General features: G+C 65.2%; 18 protein-coding genes. 7 read left to right on the top strand and 11 right to left on the bottom strand.

Annotation, left to right across the window (positions count from 1 at the left end; translation table 11 throughout):
- Positions 1–78 precede the first annotated feature (78 nt).
- Positions 79–1149 (top strand): HlyD family secretion protein, encoded by a 1071-nt coding sequence (locus tag VT03_RS06580; RefSeq protein ID WP_075092257.1) that lies wholly within the window; start codon positions 79–81, stop codon positions 1147–1149.
- A gap of 330 nt (positions 1150–1479) precedes the next feature.
- Here VT03_RS06580 and VT03_RS06585 read toward each other — a convergent pair whose 3' ends face one another.
- Both VT03_RS06585 and VT03_RS06590 read right to left on the bottom strand, forming a co-directional pair.
- On the bottom strand, positions 1480–2691 hold the full coding sequence (locus VT03_RS06585) for an iron-containing alcohol dehydrogenase (protein WP_075092258.1): 1212 nt from the start codon (positions 2689–2691) through the stop codon (positions 1480–1482).
- Between the two features lie 79 nt (positions 2692–2770).
- Positions 2771–3229, bottom strand: coding sequence for a glycine cleavage system protein H (locus VT03_RS06590; RefSeq protein ID WP_075092259.1), 459 nt, complete (start codon positions 3227–3229; stop codon positions 2771–2773).
- 298 nt (positions 3230–3527) lie between these two features.
- On the opposite strand from VT03_RS06590, the gene VT03_RS06595 reads away from it, so the two are divergent.
- From VT03_RS06595 to VT03_RS06605, 3 genes are all read left to right on the top strand, one after another.
- The gene (locus tag VT03_RS06595; RefSeq protein ID WP_075092260.1) at positions 3528–5579 is read left to right on the top strand and encodes a carboxy terminal-processing peptidase; all 2052 of its coding nucleotides are present in this window, start codon (positions 3528–3530) and stop codon (positions 5577–5579) included.
- Positions 5580–5783: 204 nt separating this feature from the next.
- The gene (gene ndk, locus VT03_RS06600) at positions 5784–6245 is read left to right on the top strand and encodes a nucleoside-diphosphate kinase (protein ID WP_075096964.1); all 462 of its coding nucleotides are present in this window, start codon (positions 5784–5786) and stop codon (positions 6243–6245) included.
- A gap of 64 nt (positions 6246–6309) precedes the next feature.
- A complete protein-coding gene (locus tag VT03_RS06605; protein WP_075092261.1) occupies positions 6310–6801 on the top strand; it encodes a DUF420 domain-containing protein in 492 nt (163 codons plus the stop codon).
- Positions 6802–6938: 137 nt separating this feature from the next.
- Here VT03_RS06605 and VT03_RS06610 read toward each other — a convergent pair whose 3' ends face one another.
- From VT03_RS06610 to VT03_RS06620, 3 genes are all read right to left on the bottom strand, one after another.
- A complete protein-coding gene (locus VT03_RS06610; protein WP_197489223.1) occupies positions 6939–9656 on the bottom strand; it encodes an MGH1-like glycoside hydrolase domain-containing protein in 2718 nt (905 codons plus the stop codon).
- A gap of 261 nt (positions 9657–9917) precedes the next feature.
- Positions 9918–12470 (bottom strand): ComEC/Rec2 family competence protein, encoded by a 2553-nt coding sequence (locus tag VT03_RS06615; protein WP_075092263.1) that lies wholly within the window; start codon positions 12468–12470, stop codon positions 9918–9920.
- Between the two features lie 110 nt (positions 12471–12580).
- A complete protein-coding gene (locus VT03_RS06620; protein WP_075092264.1) occupies positions 12581–14257 on the bottom strand; it encodes a SpoIIE family protein phosphatase in 1677 nt (558 codons plus the stop codon).
- A gap of 300 nt (positions 14258–14557) precedes the next feature.
- Between VT03_RS06620 and VT03_RS06625 the strand changes: the two genes are divergently transcribed.
- Positions 14558–14842, top strand: coding sequence for a hypothetical protein (locus VT03_RS06625; protein ID WP_156514333.1), 285 nt, complete (start codon positions 14558–14560; stop codon positions 14840–14842).
- A gap of 35 nt (positions 14843–14877) precedes the next feature.
- Here VT03_RS06625 and VT03_RS06630 read toward each other — a convergent pair whose 3' ends face one another.
- Positions 14878–16125: an ABC transporter permease gene (locus VT03_RS06630; protein WP_082845999.1), complete on the bottom strand. Its 1248-nt coding sequence runs from the start codon at positions 16123–16125 to the stop codon at positions 14878–14880.
- Positions 16126–16179: 54 nt separating this feature from the next.
- A complete protein-coding gene (locus tag VT03_RS06635) occupies positions 16180–17334 on the bottom strand; it encodes a substrate-binding domain-containing protein (RefSeq protein ID WP_075092267.1) in 1155 nt (384 codons plus the stop codon).
- A 228-nt stretch (positions 17335–17562) separates the two neighbouring features.
- Here VT03_RS06635 and cmk point away from each other — a divergent pair, with 228 nt between their 5' ends.
- Positions 17563–18216: a (d)CMP kinase gene (gene cmk, locus VT03_RS06640; RefSeq protein WP_075092268.1), complete on the top strand. Its 654-nt coding sequence runs from the start codon at positions 17563–17565 to the stop codon at positions 18214–18216.
- Positions 18217–18335: 119 nt separating this feature from the next.
- Here the strand turns inward: cmk and VT03_RS06645 are convergent, their stop codons facing one another.
- Positions 18336–19199, bottom strand: coding sequence for a tetratricopeptide repeat protein (locus VT03_RS06645; protein ID WP_075092269.1), 864 nt, complete (start codon positions 19197–19199; stop codon positions 18336–18338).
- Positions 19200–19258: 59 nt separating this feature from the next.
- On the bottom strand, positions 19259–19594 hold the full coding sequence (locus VT03_RS06650; protein ID WP_075092270.1) for a rhodanese-like domain-containing protein: 336 nt from the start codon (positions 19592–19594) through the stop codon (positions 19259–19261).
- A 494-nt stretch (positions 19595–20088) separates the two neighbouring features.
- Between VT03_RS06650 and VT03_RS06655 the strand changes: the two genes are divergently transcribed.
- Complete coding sequence (locus VT03_RS06655) at positions 20089–21114, top strand: sugar phosphate isomerase/epimerase family protein (RefSeq protein WP_075092271.1); 1026 nt, start codon at positions 20089–20091, stop codon at positions 21112–21114.
- A gap of 107 nt (positions 21115–21221) precedes the next feature.
- On the opposite strand, the gene VT03_RS34100 is transcribed toward VT03_RS06655, so the two are convergent.
- Entirely contained in the window at positions 21222–22064 is an 843-nt protein-coding gene (locus tag VT03_RS34100) for an HNH endonuclease signature motif containing protein (RefSeq protein ID WP_075092272.1), read from the bottom strand.
- A 153-nt stretch (positions 22065–22217) separates the two neighbouring features.
- Positions 22218–23765, bottom strand: coding sequence for an NADH-quinone oxidoreductase subunit N (locus VT03_RS06665; RefSeq protein ID WP_075092273.1), 1548 nt, complete (start codon positions 23763–23765; stop codon positions 22218–22220).
- Positions 23766–23790: the final 25 nt, after the last annotated feature.

Here is a 23790-nt window from a genome sequence, read left to right on the forward strand (position 1 = left end):
TACGTGGGAATTCACTCGTTCCGCGTAGGCCGCGATGCGGAACGCCGCCTAGAATTCGCCACCTTCCGCGAGTGTGGCATGCTTCGATCGTTCATTCTTCCGGCGATTGCCGCCATCACCCTCCTCTTCGCGACGTGGCACGTCATCTCCCGGCAACAGCCGGTCGTCCAGAGCCCCCCTCCGTTCGCCCCGGCCACCTCTCCGTATCCGAATCGGGTCGCGGGGGCCGGGATCATCGAGTCCCGGACGGAGAACATCGCGATCGGATCGCACCTCCCGGGGATCGTCGAGACGGTCTCCGTCAAGGTCGGCCAGAAAGTGCGGCCGGGGGACCCGTTGTTCGTTCTCGACACGCGGCAGATCCGGACCGAGGTGAAGCTGCAGGAGGCCAAGCTGGCGGCCGCCCAGGCTCAGTTCCAGCGGCTGGCCGACGAGCCGCGGAAGGAAGACATCCCCCCCGCCGAAGCGGCGCTCCGGCAGGCGGCCGCCCAGGTGGCCCAGATCGAGGACGAGTTCAAGCGGATGGATCGCCTCATCAAGAGCGATGCCGCGACCGAGTCGCAGCTCGTCAGCTCGCGGGAGCGGCTGGCGGCCGCCAAAGCCCAGTTCGACCGGTCCGACGCGGAACTGAAGCGTCTGCTGGCGGGAGCCTGGGAGGCGGACAAGGCGGTCTCCCGCGCGGGGATTCTGCAGGCCCAGGCGGAGCTGGAGCAGCGGCAGATCGAACAGGAGCGGCACCGCGTTCTGACGCCAACCGTCCCGACGTCCGACGCGCCGGAGCTGGAAGTCCTGCAGGTCAATGTCCGCCCCGGCGAGGCGGTCGACACGATGGCCGGCCGCTCACTGATCGTCCTGGGCGACGTCCGGCAGAAGCGGGTGCGGGTCGATATCGACGAGCACGACGTCCCGCGGTTCCAGCCGGAGTCCCGGGCGTCCGGGAAGGTCCGGGGGGACAGCCAGACGGAGTACCCGCTGCGGTTCGTCCGGGTCGAGCCGTACATCATCCCCAAGCGGTCGTTGACCGGGGACAATACGGAGCGGGTGGATACGCGGGTCCTGCAGGTGATTTACGAGATCGAGAAAGGGACGGAGGACGTCTTCGTCGGGCAGCAGATGGATGTGTTTGTCGAGGCCGCAGCGGCACAGTAGGACACTGCCTGCTCTCGGCGAGCTTGCGAGCGGAGAGCAGGGGGTCAAGGGGGGAACCCCTTGCCGCCGGAGGCACTCCTGTGAGGAACCGTGGGACACAACGGATGCCCGCTTTGTGGAACCGGCGTTGAGGCCCCCCTCACATCACACAGCTGGGTTTGCAATCCCCGCGGGTTGGTGAGGGGGCATACGGCACCATGTCCGCGCTTGGGCACTCACTCCTTCAGACATCTCTCGACGAGACGGCCTCCGGCGGGCAAAGGGGCGTTGCCCCTCTGCACTCCCCACCAGGGTGCCCCTGGACCCGGTGAGGCAGGAGGGCCGTCGTAATCACCAGGCCGCCCGGTAAATTGCCAGCACATCCGCCTCGCTCGGCTGACCGGGCGTCGTCGTCATCAGCCGCTTGATCCCGTACGCCTTCGCGGCAAACTCCGGCAGCATCGCCTCCGTCACCCCCAGGTCCCGCAGCCGCTCCGGGATCCCGATCCGCCGCTTGAGACCGACGACCGCCTCAATCGCCCGGTCCGCCGCTGCCTCCGGCGTTCTTGCCGCCACGTCTTCGCCCAGGAACTCCGCAATGCTCGCGAACTCCGCGAGCCGCTCCCGACGCGTGAACTCCATCACGAACGGCAACAGCAGCCCGTTCCCCTCACCATGCGAGCAATGAACCGCCCCCCCTACGGGATACTCCATCGCATGGACCAGGGCCACGCCGCAGTTCGAAAACGCCAACCCCGCCAGCGTCGCCGCGAACGCCATCCCCTCGCGGTCCGGCAGACTGTCGAGTTGCTCCACCGAGCGGACCAGATGCCGCCCGACGAGCCGGATCGCCCGCTCCGCCAGCAGGTCCCCCATCGGGTTCTTCCCTTCGTAAGCGGCCAGCTCGCGCGGCGGAGTCGGCATGTCGCCGAACCGTGTATTGGTGAACGCCTCAATCGCGTGCGTCAGCGTATCGATCCCGCTGTCGGCCGACGGCTTCCGCGGGCACCCCATCGTCAGCAGCGGATCGACCAGAGCCACCCGCGGCCGCAGATGCTGGCTCTGCATGCTCAGCTTGATGCGGTTCTCGGTATCGGTCAGCACCGCCGAATGCGACACCTCGCTCCCGGTCCCGGCGGTCGTCGGGATGCACATCAGCGGAATCAGCGGGCCGGGGATCTGATCGAACCCGAACAGCGTCCGGAACTCGACCGGATGCGAGAGCCCGACCGCCACGACCTTCGCCAGGTCCATGTTGCTCCCGCCCCCCAGCCCGATCACGCCATCAGGCCGCGCGGACTTGGCGGATGCCAACGCCCGGTCGGTGATCTCAAACGACGGTTCGGGAGCCCCGCCGGTGAACAGGATCGGTTCCAGTCCCGCCTCGCGAAGCGAGGCCAGGATCGGCTCGACCAGACCGCAACGTTCCAGAACGGGATCGGTGACGACAAGCGGCCGGGACATGCCGGCGCGACGGGCCGCCACTCCCGTCTCGTCGGCCGCTCCGGGACCGAACAGGAGACGGTTGCCGTCATGAAAATTCCAGATGCGTCGCGGCGTCATGGGCAGCCCTCGTCATCGAGCGTGATGAACGTGCGTGCTCGAAATCGAACCCCAAAGCACTTCTGAAAACTGACGACTCTCAACTGCTCTCGTTGATCTGCCCTTTGATCAGCCGCTGCGTGTCTTCCCACTTCGATTCCAGCAGGGCGACGTACTGCTCCGCGGAAAGGAACTCCGCGTCGGTCCGGAACTCGTAGAGCCAGCCGTCGGAGCTTCCGGCGGTGTTGATCAGCGAAGGGTCGCTCAGGACGGCGTCGTTGAACGCGGCGACGACCCCCGCGGCGGGAGCGTACAGGCTCGACACCGCCTTCGAGCTCTCGACCTGCCCGATCTCCTGCTTCTTCTGAACGTGCGTTCCGCCGTCGACGAGCCAGTCGAGGAAATAGACGTCCTGCAGCAGCCGGATCGAGTACGCCGTAAAGCCGACGCGGAGGACATCCCCATTCGGCTGGAGCCAAAGGTGGTTCTCGGAGTACCGGCGATCAAGGGGGATCCGCGCCTCGTATTTCCCCATCATGAAGGTCAGGTGAGCGGACATCCGGGCAGTCTCAGGAGAGCGTTCGACTCAACGGGACAGCCTCGTAGGGGAGTGTCCTGCTGTCAATGACGCCCGGGCGGGAAGAAACCGCCGCCCGGCTCCGCTTCAGAAATCCTTTGGTGGCCGCAACCTTGCGGAGCGACCAGAGGGAAACTGCATCTTGTGACGGTTTTTTTGTTGGACTAGGATTGCGGACGGCAACTGGACAGGTTGACACCGCCTGCGCGTCGGCATGGTGCTGAAGTGGCGGCCGACTGATCCCGACCGGAGTGGGATCGTTTCTAAAGCGAGACGCAAGATGATTTCAGCTTCACGACGTGTCCGTTACGCCCTGGCGTTGTCGCTGGCGGCGGTGCTCGGCGGACAGCTGGTTCGCCCCGCTCTCGGGGATGCGGATGACAAGGACACGACGAAGCTCGTGGTGCAGATGGTCTCCCGGTTCCACCTGAGCCGGCCGCAGGTGGACGACGCGGTGTCGAGCAAGTTCCTCGACCTTTACATCAAGCACCTCGACCTTCAGAAGCTTTACTTCCTCAAGGCCGACATCGACGAGTTCAACAAGCACCGCACGACGCTCGACGACGAGCTCAAGGCCGGTGACGTCGGCTTCGGCGTGCTGGTCTTCAACCGCTACAAGGAGCGGATGCAGGCCCAGGTCGCCCTGGCCCACAAGTGGATCGACGCCAACCACGACTTCTCCGTCGAGGAGACGATGGTCACCGATCGGGATCAGGTCAGCTGGGCCAAGGACCAGGCCGAGCTCGACGACCGGTGGCGGCAGCGGATCAAGTTCGACCTGCTCCAGGCCAAGCTGGACGGGACCGAAATGGAGAAGGCGAAGGAGCGGCTCCACAAGCGCTACCGGAATGCCCTCCTCAACATCAACAACATGAGCCAGAACGAGGCGGTCGAGTTCTACCTCACCTCGTTCACGCAGGTTTTCGACCCGCACTCCACCTACATGTCCCCGCAGTCCTGGGAGAACTTCCAGATCGACCTGCGGCTGAGCCTCGACGGAATCGGCGCGGCCCTCCGCTCGGATGACGGGTTCACCATCGTCGCCGAGATCGTCAAGGGGGGAGCGGCGGACCGCGACGGCCGCCTCAAGGTCGGCGACAAGATCCTCGCCGTCGGCCAGGGAGACAAGGGTGACCTCGAAGACATCTACGAGGCCAAGCTGAACGACGTCGTCCGCAAGATCCGCGGCGAGCGGGGGACGATCGTCCGCCTGCAGGTGAAGCCGGAGGCGGGTGGCGACGCCAAGACGTACAACATCACCCGCGCCAAGGTCGAGCTCCAGGAGCGGGCGGTCAAGGGGGAGATCATCGACACCCTTCCGCGGACCGGGCGGCCGGGGCGGATCGGCGTGATCAGCCTCCCCTCGTTCTACCGCGACTTTGAAGGGGCCCAGGGAGGCGCCGAGAACTTCAAGAGCGCCGCCAAGGACATGGAGCTCGTCCTCCAGAACTTTGCCCGCGAAGGGGTCGACGCCGTGATCGTCGACCTTCGGGACAACGGCGGGGGAGCTCTGAGCGAAGCGATCGAAGTCTCCGGCCACTTCCTCGACCAGGGTCCGGTCGTCCAGGTCAAGGAGCCGAACGGCCGCGTGCGGGCTCTCGACGACGAACTCCAGGGAGTCCTCTACAACGGCCCGCTCGTCGTGGTCTGCAACCGCCTCTCCGCCTCCGCCTCGGAGATCTTCGCGGGGGTCATCAAGGACTACCACCGCGGGATTGTCGTCGGTGATACGACGACGCACGGCAAGGGAACGGTCCAGAACCTGATGGAAGTGGCGGCCAGCGAGCCGTTCCGGATCTTCCGCGGCGTCGATCGCGGCAAGCTCAAGATGACGATCCAGCAGTTCTACCGCGTCAACGGCCACAGCACCCAGAGCCGCGGCGTCCGGTCGGACGTCGTCCTCCCCTCGATCCTGGACCACCTCGATCAGGGCGAAGCGTTCCTCGACAACGCCTTGCCGTTCGACCAGATCCAGGAAGCGAGCCACGAGGACAACCGGATGGTCTCGCCGAACCTGGTCGCTCAGCTGCAGAAGGGGAGCGAAGGCCGCGTTGCCCGCGACGAGGAGTTCGGCAAGGTCAACAAGGCGATCACCCGTTACCTGGAGCGGAAGAGCCGCAAGTCGGTCTCGCTGAACGAGACCGTCCAGAAGGCCGAGCGGGATCTCGACAAGGAGATCATCGACCAGGAAGGGGAGAACACGGACGAGGAAGGTCTTCCGAAGAAGAAGGACGAGAAGTTCTTCCCGGAGAACGCCTACAACAAGGAACTCCTCAACGTGACCCTGGACTACATCGCCGGCCTCAAGAACCACGTTGCGGTTCAGAAGTAGCAGGCCGGTAGACGATTCCGACATCGACGCGGAGACCGAGTTTTCAGGACTCGGTCTCCGCATGCTTTTGCGGGCTCGGGTTTTGCATTAAGGTTCCCCCAAATTACGTTGGCAAATTCCGCAGGCAAACTGCCATCGGCAGCGGGCCGGGTCGCCCGCCGCGAAACGATCACTGATATTCGCACAGGTCACAGCATCATGGGTTTGGAACGGACACTGATTCTCTTCAAGCCGGACGCGGTCCAGCGCCGCCTGTGCGGCAAGCTGCTCGGCCGGATCGAGGATCGTGGTCTGCGGATCATCGGCCTCAAGATGCTGCAGGTCACTCCGGAGCTGTCCCGCAAGCACTACGCGGAGCATGTGAGCAAGCCGTTTTATCCTCAACTGGAGGCGTTCATCGTCTCCGGGCCGATCGTCGCCCTCGCCGTGGAAGGGCCGGACGCCATCCGCGTCATGCGGGACACGATGGGGAAGACGAACGCCCGCGATGCCGCCCCGGGGACGATCCGCGGCGACTTTGCCATCTCGCGGCAGATGAACCTGATCCACGGCAGCGACGGTCCCGAGGCAGCTGTGCGGGAGCTGGCGCTGTACTTCGGACCGGGGGAGCTGTGCCCTTGGACGTCGCCGCTGGACGGGGTGATCCTCGCTCCCGACGAAGTCTGAATCGGGAAGGGGCGCCCTGCGGCGATGACGTCGGAGTGGGCGTCCGAAGGGCATCGGGACCGGTATGCAGAACGGATTTCTGGGATTCGGCGCGTCGTTCATGCTCGACTTTGTGGTCGTGGCACTGATCGCGGTCGTCCCGGTCGTCCTGTGGAGCCTGTACGCGGTCCGGATTCAGCGGAACTACGCCCTGCACCGGAGCCTTCAGATCCTGCTGGGGGTGGTGCTGCTGGTGACGGTGGTCGCCTTCGAAGTCGACATGCGGATGCAGGGGGGATGGCAGGCGATCATCAACAAGCCTGGCCTGACGCCGCGTCGTTCAGCGGAGGAGATCGAGACGATCCGGAAGGTGCTGTACTTCCATCTCGTGTTCGCGATCTCGACGCCATTTCTGTGGGGGACGGCTCTGGTGCTGGCGCTGAAGCGCTTTTCGCGGCCGCCGCTTCCGGGGCCGCACAGCCGCCTGCATCGACGGCTGGGCTGGACGGCGACGGTCGATCTGGTGATGACGTCGCTGACGGGGCTGGTGTTCTATTACTTCGCCTTCATCCGCTGACGGCTGCTCCGTCAGAAGCGGCGAAAGGCGTTAAACACCAAGACACCAAGGAGGCACAAAGAGCACAAAGTTGATGCTCCCGGATAAGCCTCTTCGTGGTCTTGGTGTCTTCTTTGTGCCTTGGTGTTTAACTCTTCTCAGCCGACCGGCGCCTCGTCGATACACGGGATCCGGTTCGCCGCGAGCTGCTCGATGATCGGCGCAATCAGCGCCGTCCAACCCGTCTGATGACTCGCACCCAGGCCCCGCCCCGTATCACCGTGGAAATACTCGTAGAACAGAACCAGGTTCTCCCAGTTCGGATCATCAATGAACCGGTTCCCCCGCGAATAACACGGCCGCTTCCCCTCATCCGTCAGCAGGAACAGCTTCGTCAGCCGCGCACGGAGCTCATTGGCCACCTCCCGCAGATTCATGAAGCAGCCTGAACCGGTCGGACACTCCACCCGCAGATCGTCGCCATAGAACTGGTGGTACCGCTCGAAAGCCTCGATCAGGATGTAGTTCAGCGGGAACCACACCGGCCCGCGCCAGTTCGAATTCCCTCCGAACATGCCGCTGTCGGACTCGCCCGGCACATACTGAACCTTGAGCTCGCTCCCGTTCACGTGGAACACGAACGGGTTCTTCTCGTGGTACTTGGAGAGCGACCGGATCCCGAACGGCGACAGGAACTCGTCCTCGTCCAGCACGTACCGCAGGATCCGCTCGAGCTGCTCCCGGGTCGGAATCGCCAGGAGTCGCAGCCCCGCCCCCGCCTGCTCGGTCTCGGGCCCCTGCTTCTCCATGTAGGTCATCGTGTCGATGACCTCCTTGCGGTGATCGAGAAACCACCGCATCCGCTTCTGGAACGCCGGGAGCTTGTCGACGACGCGGTCGTACAGGATGTCGACGGTGAACAGCGGGACGATCCCCACGATCGAGCGGATCCGCAGCGGGATGCTCTTCCCGTCGATGTGGAGGTGGTCGTAGTAGAACCCGTCCTGCTCGTCCCACAGGCCGCTGCCGTCGAGCGAGTTCATCGCCGCGGCGATGTTCATGTAGTGCTCGAAGAACTTCGACGCCATGTCCTCATAGGCGGGGTTGCCGTCCGCCAGCTCGAAGGCGATCGAGAGCATGCTCGAGCAGTAGTACGCCATCCAGGCGGTCCCGTCCGCCTGCTCGAGATGGCCGCCGGTCGGAATCGGCTTCGAGCGGTCGAAGATCCCGATGTTGTCGAGGCCGAGGAAGCCCCCGGTGAAGACGTGCCGGCCGCGGACGTCCTTGCGGTTCACCCACCAGGTGAAGTTGAGGAGCAGCTTCTGGAAGCAGCGGGCCAGGAACTCGCGGTCCCGCTGTCCTTTCTGGGCGGTCATCTGGTACACCCGCCAGCAGGACCAGGCGTGGACCGGCGGATTGACGTCGCTGAAGTTCCACTCGTAGGCCGGGATCTGGCCGTTGGGGTGCATGTACCACTCGCGGAGCAGCAGGATCAGCTGCTCCTTCGCGAAGTACGGGTCGAGGTTCGCGAACGGGATCATGTGGAACGCGCTGTCCCACGCCGCGTACCACGGGTACTCCCACTTGTCCGGCATCGACAGGACGTCGCGGTTGAAGAGGTGCGACCAGTCGTGGTTCCGCGTCCGCTCGACCCACTCGTGGGCGTGGACCCGCTCGGGAGCCTCCTTCACCCAGTCGTCGACCGCGTAGTAGTAAAACTGCTTCGTCCACAGGAGCCCCGCGTTCGCCTGCCGCAGGACCCGCTTCTCGTCCTCGGAGAGCCCCGGCGAGACGAGCGACTCATAGTAGGAGTCCGCCTCGGTGATCCGGTCGCTGAAGACCTGCTCGAACCCCTTGCCGAACGGGGTCGGCGTCTTGAGTCCGGCGTCCGTCAGACGGAGACGGACCTCGGCCGAGCCCTTGGCCGGGACGTTGAGGGCGTAGACCGCCGCGGCCTTGGTCCCCTCGAGCCGCGGATTGACGATCGTCGTCCGCCGCTGGATCAGGTACTGGTGGAACGCGTCCTTGCACGACGGCGAGCTCCCCTCCTTCCGCTGCGAGCGGAGGAGGTTCGTCTCGTTCTCCGTGAAGAGCCACTTGGGCGACTTGCCGTCGGGTCCCTTATCGGCGCGAAGGACGTACTTGCCGAGGGTCTGGTGCGCCGCGGTGACTTCGTCGGTCCCGCTCGCCTTGATCTTCGGCTTGGGGATGTCCTTCTCGAACCCCGACTTCCACGCCCAGTGATTCCGGAACCAGAGCGTCGGCAGCAGGTGCAGCGTCGCGGCCTTGTCGGCCCGGTTGTGGACCGTGATCCGGATCGCCATGTCGTCCGGCGACGCCTTGGCGTACTCGATGAAGACGTCGAAGTACCGGTTGTCGTCGAAGATCCCCGTGTCGGTCAGCTCGAACTCGAGGTCGTGCCGACCTCGCTGGCCGTTCGCGGACCGGAGCGCCTCGTAGGGGTAGGCCTGCTGCGGGTACTTGTAGAGTCCCTTGCAGTAGGAGTGCGTCGGCGTGGCGTCGAGGTAGAAATACGCCTCCTTGACGTCCTCGCCGTGGTTCCCCTCGGGCCCCGTCACACCGTAGAGCCGCTCCTTGAGGATCGGATCGACGCCGTTCCAGAGGGCGATCGAGAAGCAGAGCCGCCCCTGCCGGTCGGACCAGCCGAGGAGGCCATCCTCCCCCCAGCGGTAGGCGCGCCAGACGGCGTCATCGTGGGTGAAGTAGCCCCAGGGGAAGGCGTTCGTCGAGAAGTCCTCGCGGACCGTCCCCCACTGCCGTTCGGCCAGGTAGGTGCCCCACCGCTTCCAGTTCGCGCCCGTGTCGAGGCGGGCTTCCGCGGCCAGACGGGCCGCTTCCACGGTTTCACCAGGCACTCTCAAATCCTTCTCTCACACCGCGGCATACGTTCCGGGACCGAGCCCCGGCGGAATCGCAATCCGCCGTTGGTCGCCGGGTATGCGCATCCGAGCGGGAGATGACATGCCCGCACACCCAGGTTCTTCGCATGTTAAGGATTTCATCGACCGATTGCGCATCCGGCTTGCCGGAAAGTCGCTCCCATCGGCAAGGTCTCACACGACTCGACCCGTGCGGACGGCACAGGCCGAACGTCGGTTGGGATCGATTGCCGTCGATCATCGACTCTGGCTCATGCCCGACGGCGCGGGCAGCGTGTTCCTCCCGGGAGACGGTCGCGGGGCGGGTTTGAGCCACGAGTCGACCTGCATGGCCCCGTCCGCGGGGAACGAGACCGTGATGCATCCGGCCTCCCCCGTCGAGAGGATGGGCTCCGCGTGCGGGTACACCTGCCGCAGATGGTCGATCCGATCTCCGCGGCCCGCGCTCACGACAACGACGCGCGGCGTGGCCCAGCGAGCGAGGTCCGGCGTGTTGCACGTGCGGGAGCCGTGATGCGGCGCGAGCAGCAGGTCGCAGACGCGAGGTCTCTGAGCCAGCAGCCGCAGCAACCCGCTCTCTTCCAGGTCGCCTGTCAGAAGGAGACGCTTTCCACGGAAGAGAATCTCAAGCACCAGGCTGTTGGCGTTGTCGAGCGGATCCTGACCCTCCGCGGGTGGATGGAGCACCGCGACCTTCAGAATCGGGTCGACTTGCAGCTGGTCTCCCTGCGACAGAAGCCGGATCGGAACGCCCGCCGCGGCGATCTGATCGAGGAGCGCCGCCACGCTGGGCTGCGACAGATCGCAGAATGCGCGGGAGACGAAGACTGTCCCGACCGGAACCGAATCGAGGAGCCGCGGCAGGGCGTTGAAGTGATCGGCGTCCGCGTGGGAGAGGATGACGGCGTCGATCCGCTGGCGGCCGTGTCGCCAGAGCTGATTTCGGATGCTCCTGGCCGCGGCGTCTCCTGCCGTCATCGCTCCCGCGTCGTACAGGAGCGTTCGCCCGTTCGGCGCTTCGACGAGGATTCCACCGCCGTGGCCCACCGAGACGAACGTGCATCGCAGCGCCGGCTCCTGGTCCGCGAAGAGACCGGGCAGAAGACCGACGATGACCCAGACGGCGACGGAGTGCGCCGCCCACACGCGCATCCGGCCGCGGGCGAAGAACAGGCCTCCCAGCAGCAGGACGTAGTAGACCGCGGTCCACCACACCGGCGGCCCCGGGGAGTCGAAGTGGCCCCACGGAGTGTTCGCGGCTCCCTGAATGATGGCGTGAAAGAGCCAGAGCGCCGCGGAGAAGAGCGCGGCCAGCGGCGGCGCGAGCCAGGGGGCGAGCAGGCCCACCCCGAGGAGTGCATAGCCCGTCCCCAGGATGACGACGACGAGCGGCGCGAGCAGGACGTTGGCCCCGAATCCGATCGGCGCCGCGATGTGGAACGTCGCCAGTTGGATCGGCAGCGTGAAGACAAACACCGCCGCCGTCAGAAGGAGGAGCGTCCAGGTCTGGGCCAGGAACCACTCGGCGGCCTTCCGCCACCACGTCGGGTCGGGGCTCAGGTCTGGTCCGTCGACACGCTCCGCCCGAAGGGTGCTCCGAAGCCGGGCCATCGCGACGAGAGCGGCCACGGCCAGGAACGAAAGCTGAGCCCCGATGTCGAACAGGTGGTGCGGATTCGCGAGCAGGAGCACGATCGCCGTCGCCGCGAGCGCGTTGAGTCCGGGGGCGATGCGTCCCCAACGGAGCCCCGAGAGGACGAACGCCGTGAGCAGGGCGGCCCGCACGACCGGCGGACGCTGATCGGTGAGATAGAGGTAGAGCGCGACGGCGGCCAGGAGCAGCCACGCCATCCTCCCCGGAGACACGTTGAATCCCCGCAGGACGATCCCGACGAGCATCAGGAAGATCACCACGTGCTGACCGGAGATCGCCAGGATGTGCATCGTCCCGCTGGCAGCGAACTCGTCTTCGACTTCGTCCGTCATCCCGGTCCGGTCCCCCAGCAGCAGGGAGCCCGCGAGGGCCGCGTCCTCCGGAGACAGTACATCCCGCAGGAGCGCCAGGGCGTGAGCCCGCAAACGAGCCCGAAGCCGCGCGACGCCATACCGCCAGTCGGACGGGCCCTCACGACGGATGACGGCGTCAGGATGGTCTGACCGCACGATCCGCCGGATTTCGCGCCCCGCCAGGTAGGCGGGAAAGTCGAAGTCGCCCGGGTTCATCGGAGGCGACGGTGTGGAGAGCCGGCCGACAAGTCGGACCGGATCGCCCGGTTCGAGGCCGAGCACATGGCCGTCGACCGTGACGGCGACCCGCCCCGTCGCCGGCGTGGGGCGGGTCGCCACCACGGCGGTCACATCGAGGTCAAAGCGGGACCGCACAATCCGCTGCCAGGCCGGGGCGGAGTCCGGCGGGTCGTGAAACTCCGGCGCGGAGGCAATCGTCCCTTCCAGTTCGACCGGAGAGTCGGCCGCGGCGGGGAAGAGGCTTGAGATGTCCGAAGGGGCCGGCGGGCCGGCGGCGAGTTCCCATCGCACGGCGCCGACGATCAGCCACGCGGCGAGCGCCGACCAGGCGGCCGCGCGGCCTCGAAACAGACTGCCCCCGATGGCTGCGACGGTCCCTGCCACAGCCAGAGGAAGAGGAGCCAGCGGCAGCGACCAGCCAAGCAGGATTCCGAGCCCCAGCGCCGTGGCAATCGCCACCAGCGGCTCCCGCGGCAGCGTCCGCCCGATCCGGTCCGTCGGCCGCGGCGACGAAAGTGACGGCAGCGGCGGCTTCGGTTCCACGAGGCTGGCCCGCTCGGGAGGAATCGGAACACGAGGATTACGGATACCGTCCGCCGCTCGACCGCCTTCCCGCGATCATTCCATGCGGTCTCATCCGGGAAGATCCGGCTCTACCCCGGATTGCGGCCGAAGACCATCAGCGTGATATCGTCGTTCTGCGGACGGCCCGCCGCGTGGCGCTTCACGTCCGCCCGGATCGCAGGCCCGAGAACCGACGCCCGGGGCGAATTCTGGGCCACGAAGTTCCGCAGGACATCCGTGCCGTACAGGTCTCCCGCGTGATTCATCGCCTCGCTGACGCCGTCGGTGAAGATCACCACGGTCTCACCCGGATTCAGCGCCCGCGTCACGGCATCAAAGGGATAATCTTCGACGACGCCGATCGGGACCCCCACGGTGTCCTCGGTGAACTCCTCGACCGTCCCGTCGGGCTTGCGGATCATCGGCGACATGTGGCCCGCATTCACGAGCGACATCTTGTGGTTGACCGTGTCGAGGATGACGTAGACGAAGGTGACGAACCGTCCCTCGACCGCCTTCGCGCACATGTGGTTGTTGATCTTGAACACCGCCTCCGCGGCATCCTGCACGAACTCCACCGTCGAGCGGACGACGCTCGAGATCCGCGACATCACCAGCGACGCCGGAACCCCCTTGCCGGCCACGTCCCCGAACGCCAGGCAGACCTTGCCGTCCACGAGCGGGATGACATCGTAGTAGTCGCCGCCGACCGCCTGGGCCGCCTCGTAGGTCGTGTAGAACTCGTACCCCGGGAGGTCCGGCATCCGCTCCGGCAGGAGGGCCCGCTGGACGTCGCGGGCGATGTTCATTTCGCTGTCCTGCTTCTGCTTCTCCACGTAGGACTGCAGCAGCCGGGCGCTCTCGTACGACATCGACGCCTGTCCCGCGACGGCGATCATGATGTCGAGGTCTTCCTTCTTGAACTGCGAGAGCGGATTGAGCGTGTCGATGTTGATGAGCCCCATCGGCTCCCCCGACATCGAGATCAGCGGGGCGCACATCATCGAGCGGATGCTGAGGGACGAGATCGACTCGCTCGCCTGGAACTGCGTGTCGGACGAGGCGTCGGCCGAGAGGATCGCCTTCTTCTGCTCCAGGACCGTCTTGACGATCGTCCGGCTGAGCTTGACCGACTCGTCGGTCTCGTCCCGGCGGTGCTTCATGGCCCGCGGGACCATGTTGCCGGCGGCATCCTTGAGGATGATCACCCCGCGGTCGGCGTGCGGAAAGATCGCAAACAGGGTGTCGAGGACCTTGGGCAGGATCTTCTCGACATCATGGCTCCCCGCCAGGCTGCGGGTGATCTCGAGGATCGCCTTGAGCTTGGCCTGCGGCTGAACGTCGAGCAGGCCGAAGCCTTCGGTGTGCTCGGCGGCCCCCATGATCGTCGACGTGATCTCGTCGGCGGCGATCTGGACGTCGGAGTACTTCTCCGCCTGCCGCAGGACCGCGGAACTGGAGTCGTCCGGCGCGTTGTCGCTGGCCGCCTCGACGCGGAACATGATCGGCCCGAGCTTGAGCCGGTCGTTGTTCTTGAGCGGCGTCAGCCCCTCGACCTTGGTCGTGTTGAGGAAGGTCCCGTTGCCGCTTCCCAGGTCTTCGATGGAGACCTTCTCCCCCTCGCACAGGATGCGGGCGTGCTTGCGGGAAACCATGTTGGAGTTGATCTGGATGTCGCACTCCGGGAGGCGACCAATGATGTTGTCCCCCTGCTTCAGATCAAACGGGGTAGCCTGCCCCTGCTGGAGGAGAACGATCCGCGGCATCTCGAACCCTCAAAAAGAAATCCACGCGAAGCGACGTTTCTCTTGTGTATGAAACCTCCGAGGCGAAATCCAGTGTGGGAAAATGAATGTCGCGCAATTTGACTTGATTGCGACCGGCACGAAACCGGTCCCCGCCGGCCGCGGAGGACCGCCCCTCCGCACACGTGTTTTCGGAACCGTCATCCCCCTTCCGGCGGCCTCCGGCAGAATCCGCCGGAATCCCTCAAGGTCGCGGGACCGAGCGGCCGATGTCGAGGAAATGACGTTGCCTTGTCGGTCGAACGCCTTATGGCCCGTCGCATGATTCGCGCGCTTCTGTTCGCCTTCGGACTCAGCGGAACCCTGATCGGGGCGGGGCTGTTCTACGTCGACTCGATCGCGCTGAAGCCGACCGTGAAGGGGATCGACGCGCCGTTCGTCGACCTGCTGATGTCGGTCGGCGAGAGCGGGGAGATCGTGATCCGGCCGGCGGCCTGGCTCCCCTACACGCTCGTCGGGATGAGCGCACTGACTGTCCTGTACTCGATCGCCCTTCCCCCCCGCCGCCGCCACGAGCACTACGGCCGGGGCCACCACCATCACTGAGTCGGCTCGGCCCCCGCTTCCCGCCCGCCATCGCGTCAGCCGGAGGCCCGGCTGCGGATCGACTCCAGCACGCGAACCGCGGTCAGCAGGACCAGGACCACGCCGCCGGCGATTATGCCGATTCGCTCGCCCGCGGTGACCAGGGCCAGCACCCCGGCGACCACCGACAGGATCGGAATCGCCATCAGGCCGAGCTTGCCATCGAACAGCCGTCGGCCGCGGAAGATCTGGTCGAGCTGGCTCACCGTCACCGCCAGCACGACGACGATCCCCACGATCATCCCTTCGTACATGTTCGAGTTCGTCTTCACAATCCGCTGGACCGCGTCGACGACCGCCTGCAGGAAGACCGCCCCCAGCACGGTCCCGATCACTGTCCCCACGCCCCCCTGGAGGCTGCAGCCGCCGACGACCGCCGCGGCGATCGCATTCAGCTCATGCCCCCCAGCCATCGTGGTGGGACTCAGGCTGTGCTGCTTGGCGATGTAAAACACGCCCGCCAGGCTGGCCGCCAGCCCGCTGAAGGCGTAGGCGAACCACTTGACGTTGTTGGTCCGGATCCCGCTCAGGATCGACGCCTGCTCGTTGCCGCCGAGAGCGTAGACGTGGCGTCCAAGAACCGTGCTGGAGAGCACGACCCAGATCACGAGGGCCAGGACCAGCAGCACCGTCACCGAGATCCAGACGTTGGAGTCCAGGTACTCGATGAACGGCTCGTTGAACTGGATCTCCTCGGAGCCGGTTCCGCCGCCGCGGTAATTCCGGGTCACCCACGACGTAATCGCCCGGGCGAAGCTCCGCAGTCCCACGAGCGTGCCGAGCGTCACGATGAACGGCGGCAGCCGCAGCGCCACGATCAGCCAGGTGTGCAGCGTCCCGACCATCAGCCCTGCGAGCATCGATCCCAGACAGGAGACCACGACAACCCACGTCGCCAGCGGCTTTCCGACACCGAACGTCCCCTCCGGCGAGAGGACGATCATCAGCGAGATGCAGATCGTCGCACAGAAGGCGGCCGTCGAGCCGAGCGAGAGATCAATCCCGCCGGCGATGATGACGACCGTCGCTCCCAGGGCGAGCATCCCGATCGGCGCCAGGTTGCGGAGGTTGTCCTTCAGGCACTGCTGGGGCTTCCGCAGATAAGCGTGGTTCGAGTCGGCCATCGCCGTCGCGGCGATCACCGCCAGGATGGACGCGATCAGGGCCCACTCGTGCGTACGGAGCAGCCACCCGCGACGCGCGCGTGGGGAACCAGCCGGAGGGGTGGACGGAGCTTCAGACATGAGCGCAAGCCGGGTCGTGGACGAGGCGAGGTCGAAGACGGGCGGCCGAACTCACTACGAGCTGATGAGCTTGTACTTGTCGAGCCAGCTCTTGAACGCGGGGAGTTCCATGAACTCGACCGTCTTGGAGTCGAACATCTCCGGCTTCAGGGGGGACTCCGGTCCCGGAACCACGACCCGCAGGCCGGTCGTGTAGACGTCCGCGCCCGGCTCGCCCGCCGGCTTCGGGAACATCTCCTTGATCGTCGCCTCGTCGTTCGCCAGCATCGCCTTCATCATCCGCACGGCCTGGAAGCCCATGTCGAACGGATTCTGGACGACCATCACGTCGATGTTCCCTTCCCCCATGTCGACGATCGCCTGCTGGTCGGCGTCGAACGTGCAGACGGCGAACTTGTCGCGGGCTTTCCGCTCCTTCACGACGCCGGCGATGGCCGGAGCGTTGTAGGCCCAGATGCCGACGAGGGCCACGAGGCCGTCCTTTTCGAAGTTGTCGATCGCGGCCCGGACGTTGTCGCGAGCCTTGTCGCGAGCCATCTGATCCGGCATCCGGTCGAGCTCCTTGTAGGACTCGCCGATCGTTTCCTGGAAGCCGTTCATCCGTTTGCGGGCGTTGTCATTGTCGCGGAAGCCGGCGAACTGGACGTACGCGCCGCTCTCTTTCTTGCGGCTCGCAAGGACCTGCTTGGCCGCCGTCCCCAGAACGCGACCGGCGACGAGGTTGTCCGTCCCGATGTAGTACGAGCGATGTCCCGGGTAGGTCTCCATGTTCAGGTCGCCGTCGACCGTGATGACCTTCACGCCGGCGTCCATCAGGCTCTTCATTTCCTTGGCGATGCCGACGTTGTCCGCATTGACCACCGAGATCGCGATCCCGGCGATGTCGGACTCCGTGCCGTACTGCTTGAGGCGATTGATCTGGCCGACTTCACCGCCGCTGTTCTTGTGGAAGTCGACGGTCAGCTTGGCGTCCTGGAGCCCGAGCGTCTTGGCCGCCTCCTGGAAGCCGGCGTTGCAGGTGTCCCAGAACGGGTCTTCCCCGTTGGTCAGGAAGATCAGCCGCTTTGTCCCCGCCGGAGCGGACGCCGACGGTTCCGAGTTGGACTTGGCGACGGGTTTGTCCGACTCAGCGCATCCAACGAAGAGGATTGCCAGCAGGCTGAGGAGCGAAAATCCCCGGAGCGGGAAGAGACGGCCGGGCGCGGGCATCTGGAACTCCCAACAGGCGACAGACTTAGATTTTGAAGACGTGAGGCTCGCCAGATTACGGCTGCCCATCAGCAAAATCAAATCGGTATCGGGAGGGAATCGTCGATCCGCTCCGATCGCCGCCGTCTTGCAAATCCGCCGGGGGGATCAACAATGCGGATTCGCGCTCTCTCTTTCCGCGTCGATCCGCCTCGACGCCAGTCCGGTGTTCATGCGAGTCAGCTGCTCATGATTGTGACGATCGACGGTCCGGCCGGAACGGGAAAGAGCACCGCCGCGCGGCGTCTGGCGGAGCAACTCGGCTTTCAGTTTCTCGACACCGGGGCGATGTACCGCGTTGTGGCGCTGCGGTGCCTGGAACAGACCGCCAATCCCGAAAGCGACGAGGCGAGCGGGGCCCTGGCCCGGTCGGCGGAGATCACCTTCGAAGACTGCCGGACGTTCCTGGGCGGCCGGGACGTCTCGCACCTGATCCGGGAAACGAACGTGACACAGGCGGCGTCGCTCGTCGCGCGGAACCCGTCGGTCCGGTCCGCGATGGTGGAACTGCAGCGGGCCTTCGCGACCGGCCGGGATATTGTCACCGAAGGGCGGGACCAGGGAACCGTGGTGTTTCCCATGGCGGAGCTCAAGCTCTATCTGACGGCGGATCCCGTCGAACGGGCCCGGCGGCGGTTCGACGAACTCCGCGCTCAGGGGCAGTCGGTCACGATCGAAGAGCTGCTCGAGCAGCAGGGACTGCGGGACCAGCGGGACCAGACGCGGGATGTCGCTCCGCTCCGCGCGGCCGACGACGCGGTCGTGATCGACACGACGTCGCTCTCGATCGAGCAGGTCCTGGAGCGGATGCTGGAGCTCGTGACCGCCCGGCGAAGCCGCTGATCAGTGAGCCAACCGGTTTCGCGGAGGCACTTCCGATCTGTGTCCATCTGTGTTGATCTGTGGCTGGTCAATTTTGAGCCACAGATCAACACAGATTCACACAGATCAGAGGACAAGGCTCAGTAGAGCAGCGTCGCCAGCCGTCGGCGGTATTGGCCCGCCAGTTCGTGGTCGGCCATCGTGCTCATGATCGTGAGCATCGATTCCTTGGCCGGAACGCCCGCTCCCGAACGGTCCCGGGCGATGTGTGAGAGGCACAGTTCCAGTGCCTCTTCGTAGTGCCCCGACGCCGCCAGCGTGTCGGCCAGTTCCATCTGGAGCGTCATGTTCTGGGGATCAGCTGAGGCTGCCTTCCGGGCCTTGTCGACATCACCGGAGAACGCGGCGGCGCCCGCCTGGACGTCGACTTGGGCCTTGAGCTGCTCCGCTTCCGGCTCCATGTAGCCGCGGGCTTCGAGCTTTTCGAGGATCGACCGTGCCTCATCGAGTTTCTTCATGGCCGCCAGGACCCGCCCGAGTCCGATCCAGGCGAACCAGTTCTCGGCGTCCTCTTCGACAACTCGGCGGTACTTTGCCTCGGCCTGCGCCGGCTCGGACGCTTCCTGCTCCACCGCCTCGGCGAGGAGGCGGTCCATCTCGGAGGGAAGAATCCGGTCCAGCCATTCGCGGATCTGCTTCTCGGGGAGGGCCCCCTGGAAGGCGTCGATCGGGCGGCCGTCGACGAAGGCGACGACGAGGGGGATCGACTGGACGCCGAAGGCTCCGGCGAGCTCCGGGTTCTGCTCGGTCTCGACCTTCGCCAGGATGAAGCGGCCCGCGTAGTCGTTGGCGAGCTTCTCGAGGATCGGGGCGAGCATGAGGCAGGGCTGGCACCACGTGGCCCAGAAGTCGATGACAACCGGGACGGTCCGGGACTTCTGGACGACCTCCACGTCGAAGGTTTCGGCGGTCGGCTCGATGATCCAGGGGGAGGCGCTGGCCATGGGAGAGATGTCTTTCTGTCGAAGGTCGCAAAACTCGCGGCGGGGAGCCGGGGGAGGGCTTAGTAGCGGGGGATCGTCGGGTCGACCTGGAGGGACCAGCCGTCGATTCCGCCGGCCATGCTCTGGGCCTGGGAGAAGCCCTGGGCCCGCATCCAGCGGGCGACGCGCAGGCTGCGGCCGCCGTGGTGGCAGTGGATGACGATGAGGTCGTTTTTGCGGGTGTCGATTTCGCCGATCCGTTCCTGGATCTGGCTCATGGGGAGGAGTTCGGCGCCGGGGATGCGGCAGCGGTCGAACTCGTCCTGTTCTCGGCAGTCGAGGAGGAGGAAGGGTTCTTTGGCATCGAGCCGGCTCTTGACGGTGGCGATATCGGTTTCGAGGGGGAGCTCGGTCATGTGTGCCTGCGGCGGGTGGAGGTGTGGTGTTCCAGAATAGGGATGTCGTTCGCGACTGAGAAGAAGCCGCGAGCTTGCCGGGAGGACGGTGCTACCTCAAACCCAACGTGCCCCGGCAGCCAGGGGTCAAGGGGGCCACGCCCCCTTGCCGCCGGAGGCATTTTCGATGAGGAACCGTGGGACACAACGGATGGCCGCTTTGTGGAACAGGCGTCGAGAACTCACCACTCGATTCGCAATCCCCGAGGGTTGGTGGGGGGGCATACGGCACCCTGTCCGCGTTTGGACACGCGATTCTTCAGACATCTCTCGACGGGCTAGGCCTCCGGCGGGCAAAGGGGCGTCGCCCCTCTGCACTCCCCACCAGGGTAGCCCCTGGACCCGGTTCATGGGGCGCGGTAACTCAATACCGCGGACACTGGGACTCTTCCACCACCAGCGATACGATCGCCACTCGCCACTTCTCTGAATCATCGCACTGGGAACATTCCTTCATGTCGCACGCCTATCCCAAACTCCACAACGCCATGTGGCCGGGACTCGTCGGAAAAGAACCCGGGACCGACCACCCCCCCATCAGCCTCGACCGGATGCTCGAACTCACCGCCAAGGCGGAAGTCAACGGCCAGAAGTTCGAAGGCGTCGACATCTTCCTCTTCCACCCCCACACCGATCCCGACGCCAGCAACGACGACATCCGCCGCATGGCTGACAAGATCGCCGCCCACGGCCTCAAGGTCGGCTCCCTCGTCGCACCCGTCTGGCCCGGGACCGTCGGCGACTCCGCCATGGGCTCCCCCGAACAACAGGCCAAGTTCGTCCTCGCCGTCGAAAAAGCCTGCCGCATCGCCGGCCTCCTCAACAAGCACGGCGTCCGCCAGTACGGCCTGATCCGCATCGACAGCGCCACCAGCCCCAGCCAGTGGGTCGAAGACCCCAAGGCCGGCACCAAGAAGATCGCCGAGACCTTCCGCAAGGCCGGCAAGGTCGCCGCCGACCACGGCGAACGCCTCGCCGCCGAAGGGGAAATCTGCTGGGCCGGGATGCACTCCTGGCGGGCCATGGTCGACCTCCTCGAACAGACCAACATGCCCGGCACCGTCGGCTTCCAGGCGGATCTCGCCCACACCTACCTCTACCTCCTGGGCTACAACGCCCCCGAGCATGCCCTCCTGAAGAGCGGCTACTCGGAGGAGGAGTTCGCGACCGCCTACAAGAAGATGACCGACGCCCTGCGGCCCTGGACGCTCGACTTCCACGTCGCTCAGAACGACGGCTCGGTCCACGGCACCGGCAACCACGACAAGACCGGCCGCCACTGCCCGGCGGACGATCCGAACGGCAAGCTCGATATCGTGAAGTGCTCGAAGTTCTGGCTCGAAGGAGCCGCCGAACGCGGCATCAAGCACATCTGCTGGGACGGCTGCATGTTCCCGAACGCCATGCTTGAAGAGCAGAAGACCTGGAACACGATCCTCGGCAAGATGATCCAGGTCCGCGACGCCGCGGGCTGGAACTGATAGGAAACTCCTGTGTGCCCATCAGAGCCGTGTGAGCAGTCTCACACGGCTCTTCCTATGTCGGTAGGCTGCACGGGACCACCGCAGGTCCTCCTCAGTTCGCGACGTTATCCGTGGTGAGCCCGTCGGTGGCAGTTCGGACACAATGCCATTGCGTTTTCAACCGTATCAGGGCCACCATCGGCAAGACGAACTCGGTGATGGACTTCCAAGTATGGACTTCCATCGGAACGCTTCATGAAAGGAGCTTGCTTCAGACATGACTCGCATGTGCCATCTGCACGACGTAACACAGCGACAATGACGGCCGCATTCCGGATGAAGTCGAGTGACAGAACCATCCTTCGCTGAGGAAGCGCTGGAGCGGATTTCAGTCGAGTTCGCAATTCTTCGTCGGATAGCATGGATAGCTCCGCAACTTTGCGGTTCATGTCCAACGTAGCACTCTCATCTGACACGACATCGGCACCGATATCGCGGACTTCGCTCCACTTCCCAGCCCTTGCCCGCTCCTGATAGGGTTGACCATCGCTGCATTTGATCAGATGCCTAACCGGTAAGACGATCGCTAGGCGGCGCAAGCTGCGCACCGTGATCAGATTGACGGAGTCTTTCCCGGATGTCTGATTCCCGTCGAAAAGCTCCAGTTCATCCGGCTGGATTTCTTTAATTATCCGCCGGATGTGTCTGCGACGAGCAACGGTCAGTTCTTGCTTGTCCTCCCAACGGACGATTTCGCCAACGTAGTACACAAAGTTGAAGTCCGTGTGTGGTGAAGCATAGAGGCGGATAGGTGATTCAACAGACGGGGCCACCCTTCGAAACATGGCCACCCTTCCCGAGGAGTGAGGTTGCAGAAAGCATTCCTGACTCGGTCGGTCACGCTGTACCGCTTCGATGTCCTCCAGAACGTGCTCGAAGATCCCGTTGATGAACAACGCGCTGGTCATCACACCCTCAGCAGGCCCGCATGAGCAGCGATGGTACATGAAACAACATTACACACCCAATCTCTCTGTTGGTGTGTACAGAAACTCGCTCGCCTTCGTTTCGAAGGCGCAGTTCCTAAAGTCGCGATGGACCCGTTAAATAACTTTTCGCGATCACCGCGTGGAACTGATCGCCGTCTCATCAATTGGCGCAGGTTGGGCAGTGATCGGAGCCGCGGCCGGCCGCTTCCCTTCCGCGGCGTTCCAGACGTGCTTCGGAGCCGCGAAGAGCACAATCGTCAGGACGCAGCAGATGATCGCGGCCGCGACGGGCGCCGGAGCGGGATGGCTCGCGCTCGGGCCGACGCCCGGATTCAGGTACATCGCGCCGATCAGGCGCAGATAGTAGTAGGCGCTGATCGCCGCATTCACGGCGAGGATGATGGCGAGGTACTGGCCGGCCGGGCTGGCATCGGACCACGCGGCCAGGAACAGGTTCAGCTTGCCGAGGAAGCCCGCCGTCGGCGGCAGACCGGTCAGGCTGAACAGCAGGATCGCCATCATGAAGGCGGAGGCCGAATGGTGGCGGCTCAGCCCCGCCAGATCCTCGATGTTCTGGAGCGAACGGCCCGGCGGGCTGATCGCGGCCAGGATGGCGAAGACGCCGAGCGTCATGATCCCGTAGGTCGCCAGGTAGAACAGCAGGGCCGAGGTCCCGTTCAGAGACCCGAAGGCCCCGACGCTGAGGCCGACCAGCATGTAGCCGGCGTGAGCGACGCTCGAATAGGCCATCAGCCGATGGATGTTCTTCTGCCGGAAGGCCATCAGGTTCCCGACGATCATCGTCAGGGCGGCAAGCGCCGTCAGGAGCGGCTTGAGGAGCCCCGCCAGCAGGCCGGATTCCAGGAAGCCGACCGAGCTGCTGCCAAGAGTGGTGAAACGGATCAGCGCGACGAACCCGACCACCTTGGGGATGAACGACAGCATCCCAGCCATGAAGGCAGGGGAGCCTTGGAAGACGTCCGGAGCGTAGAAGTGGAACGGGACGGCGGTGATCCGGAAGGCGAGTCCCGCGATCAAGAGGCCGCTGCCCAGCGCCACAAGCGGCCCCCAGCCTGAGCGGAGGTACGCGGCGATCGTGGCGAGGTTCGTCGTTCCGGTCGCCCCGTAGAGGAGAGCCAGACCGTAGAGGACCATCGCCGACGAGAAGGCGCTGAGCAGAAAATACTTGATCGTCGCTTCGCGGCTCGCATCGTCGCGCCGCGGCAGGTAGAGCAGGATGTAGGTCGGGATGCTGACGAGCTCGAGGGCCAGGAACAGCGACACGAGGTCGTTGGACGCGGCGGTCAGGTTCGTCCCGGCGAGGATCGTCAAGAGACAGGCGTGGCACTCCGCCGAGCGGGAGTCCTCGACCTGGTTCCACATCGTCAGGACGATGATCGAACCGAGAAGGATCGACAGACCCCGGACATACCACGTCAGGCTGTCGAGCCGGAACGGGCCGGTGACGTCCGCCGCCAGCGGCGTCTTCCACCAGAAGACCCCCGCGGCCGCGAGCGCGAGCAGCGAGAGGAAGCCCCAGCGGTGCCGGAGGCCGCTCTGCGCCACGCCGCTTTCGCTGACGAGGAACGGGCCCGCCAGGAACATCACGCACACCGTGGCGATGAGCGCGATCTCCGGCAGGATGAATTGCGTGGCGTTGTTGATCTGGTCGAAGGTCACGTCAGTCGATCGCAGAATGAAGGAG

This window comes from Planctomyces sp. SH-PL14, assembly GCF_001610835.1.
Classification (GTDB): domain Bacteria; phylum Planctomycetota; class Planctomycetia; order Planctomycetales; family Planctomycetaceae; genus Planctomyces_A.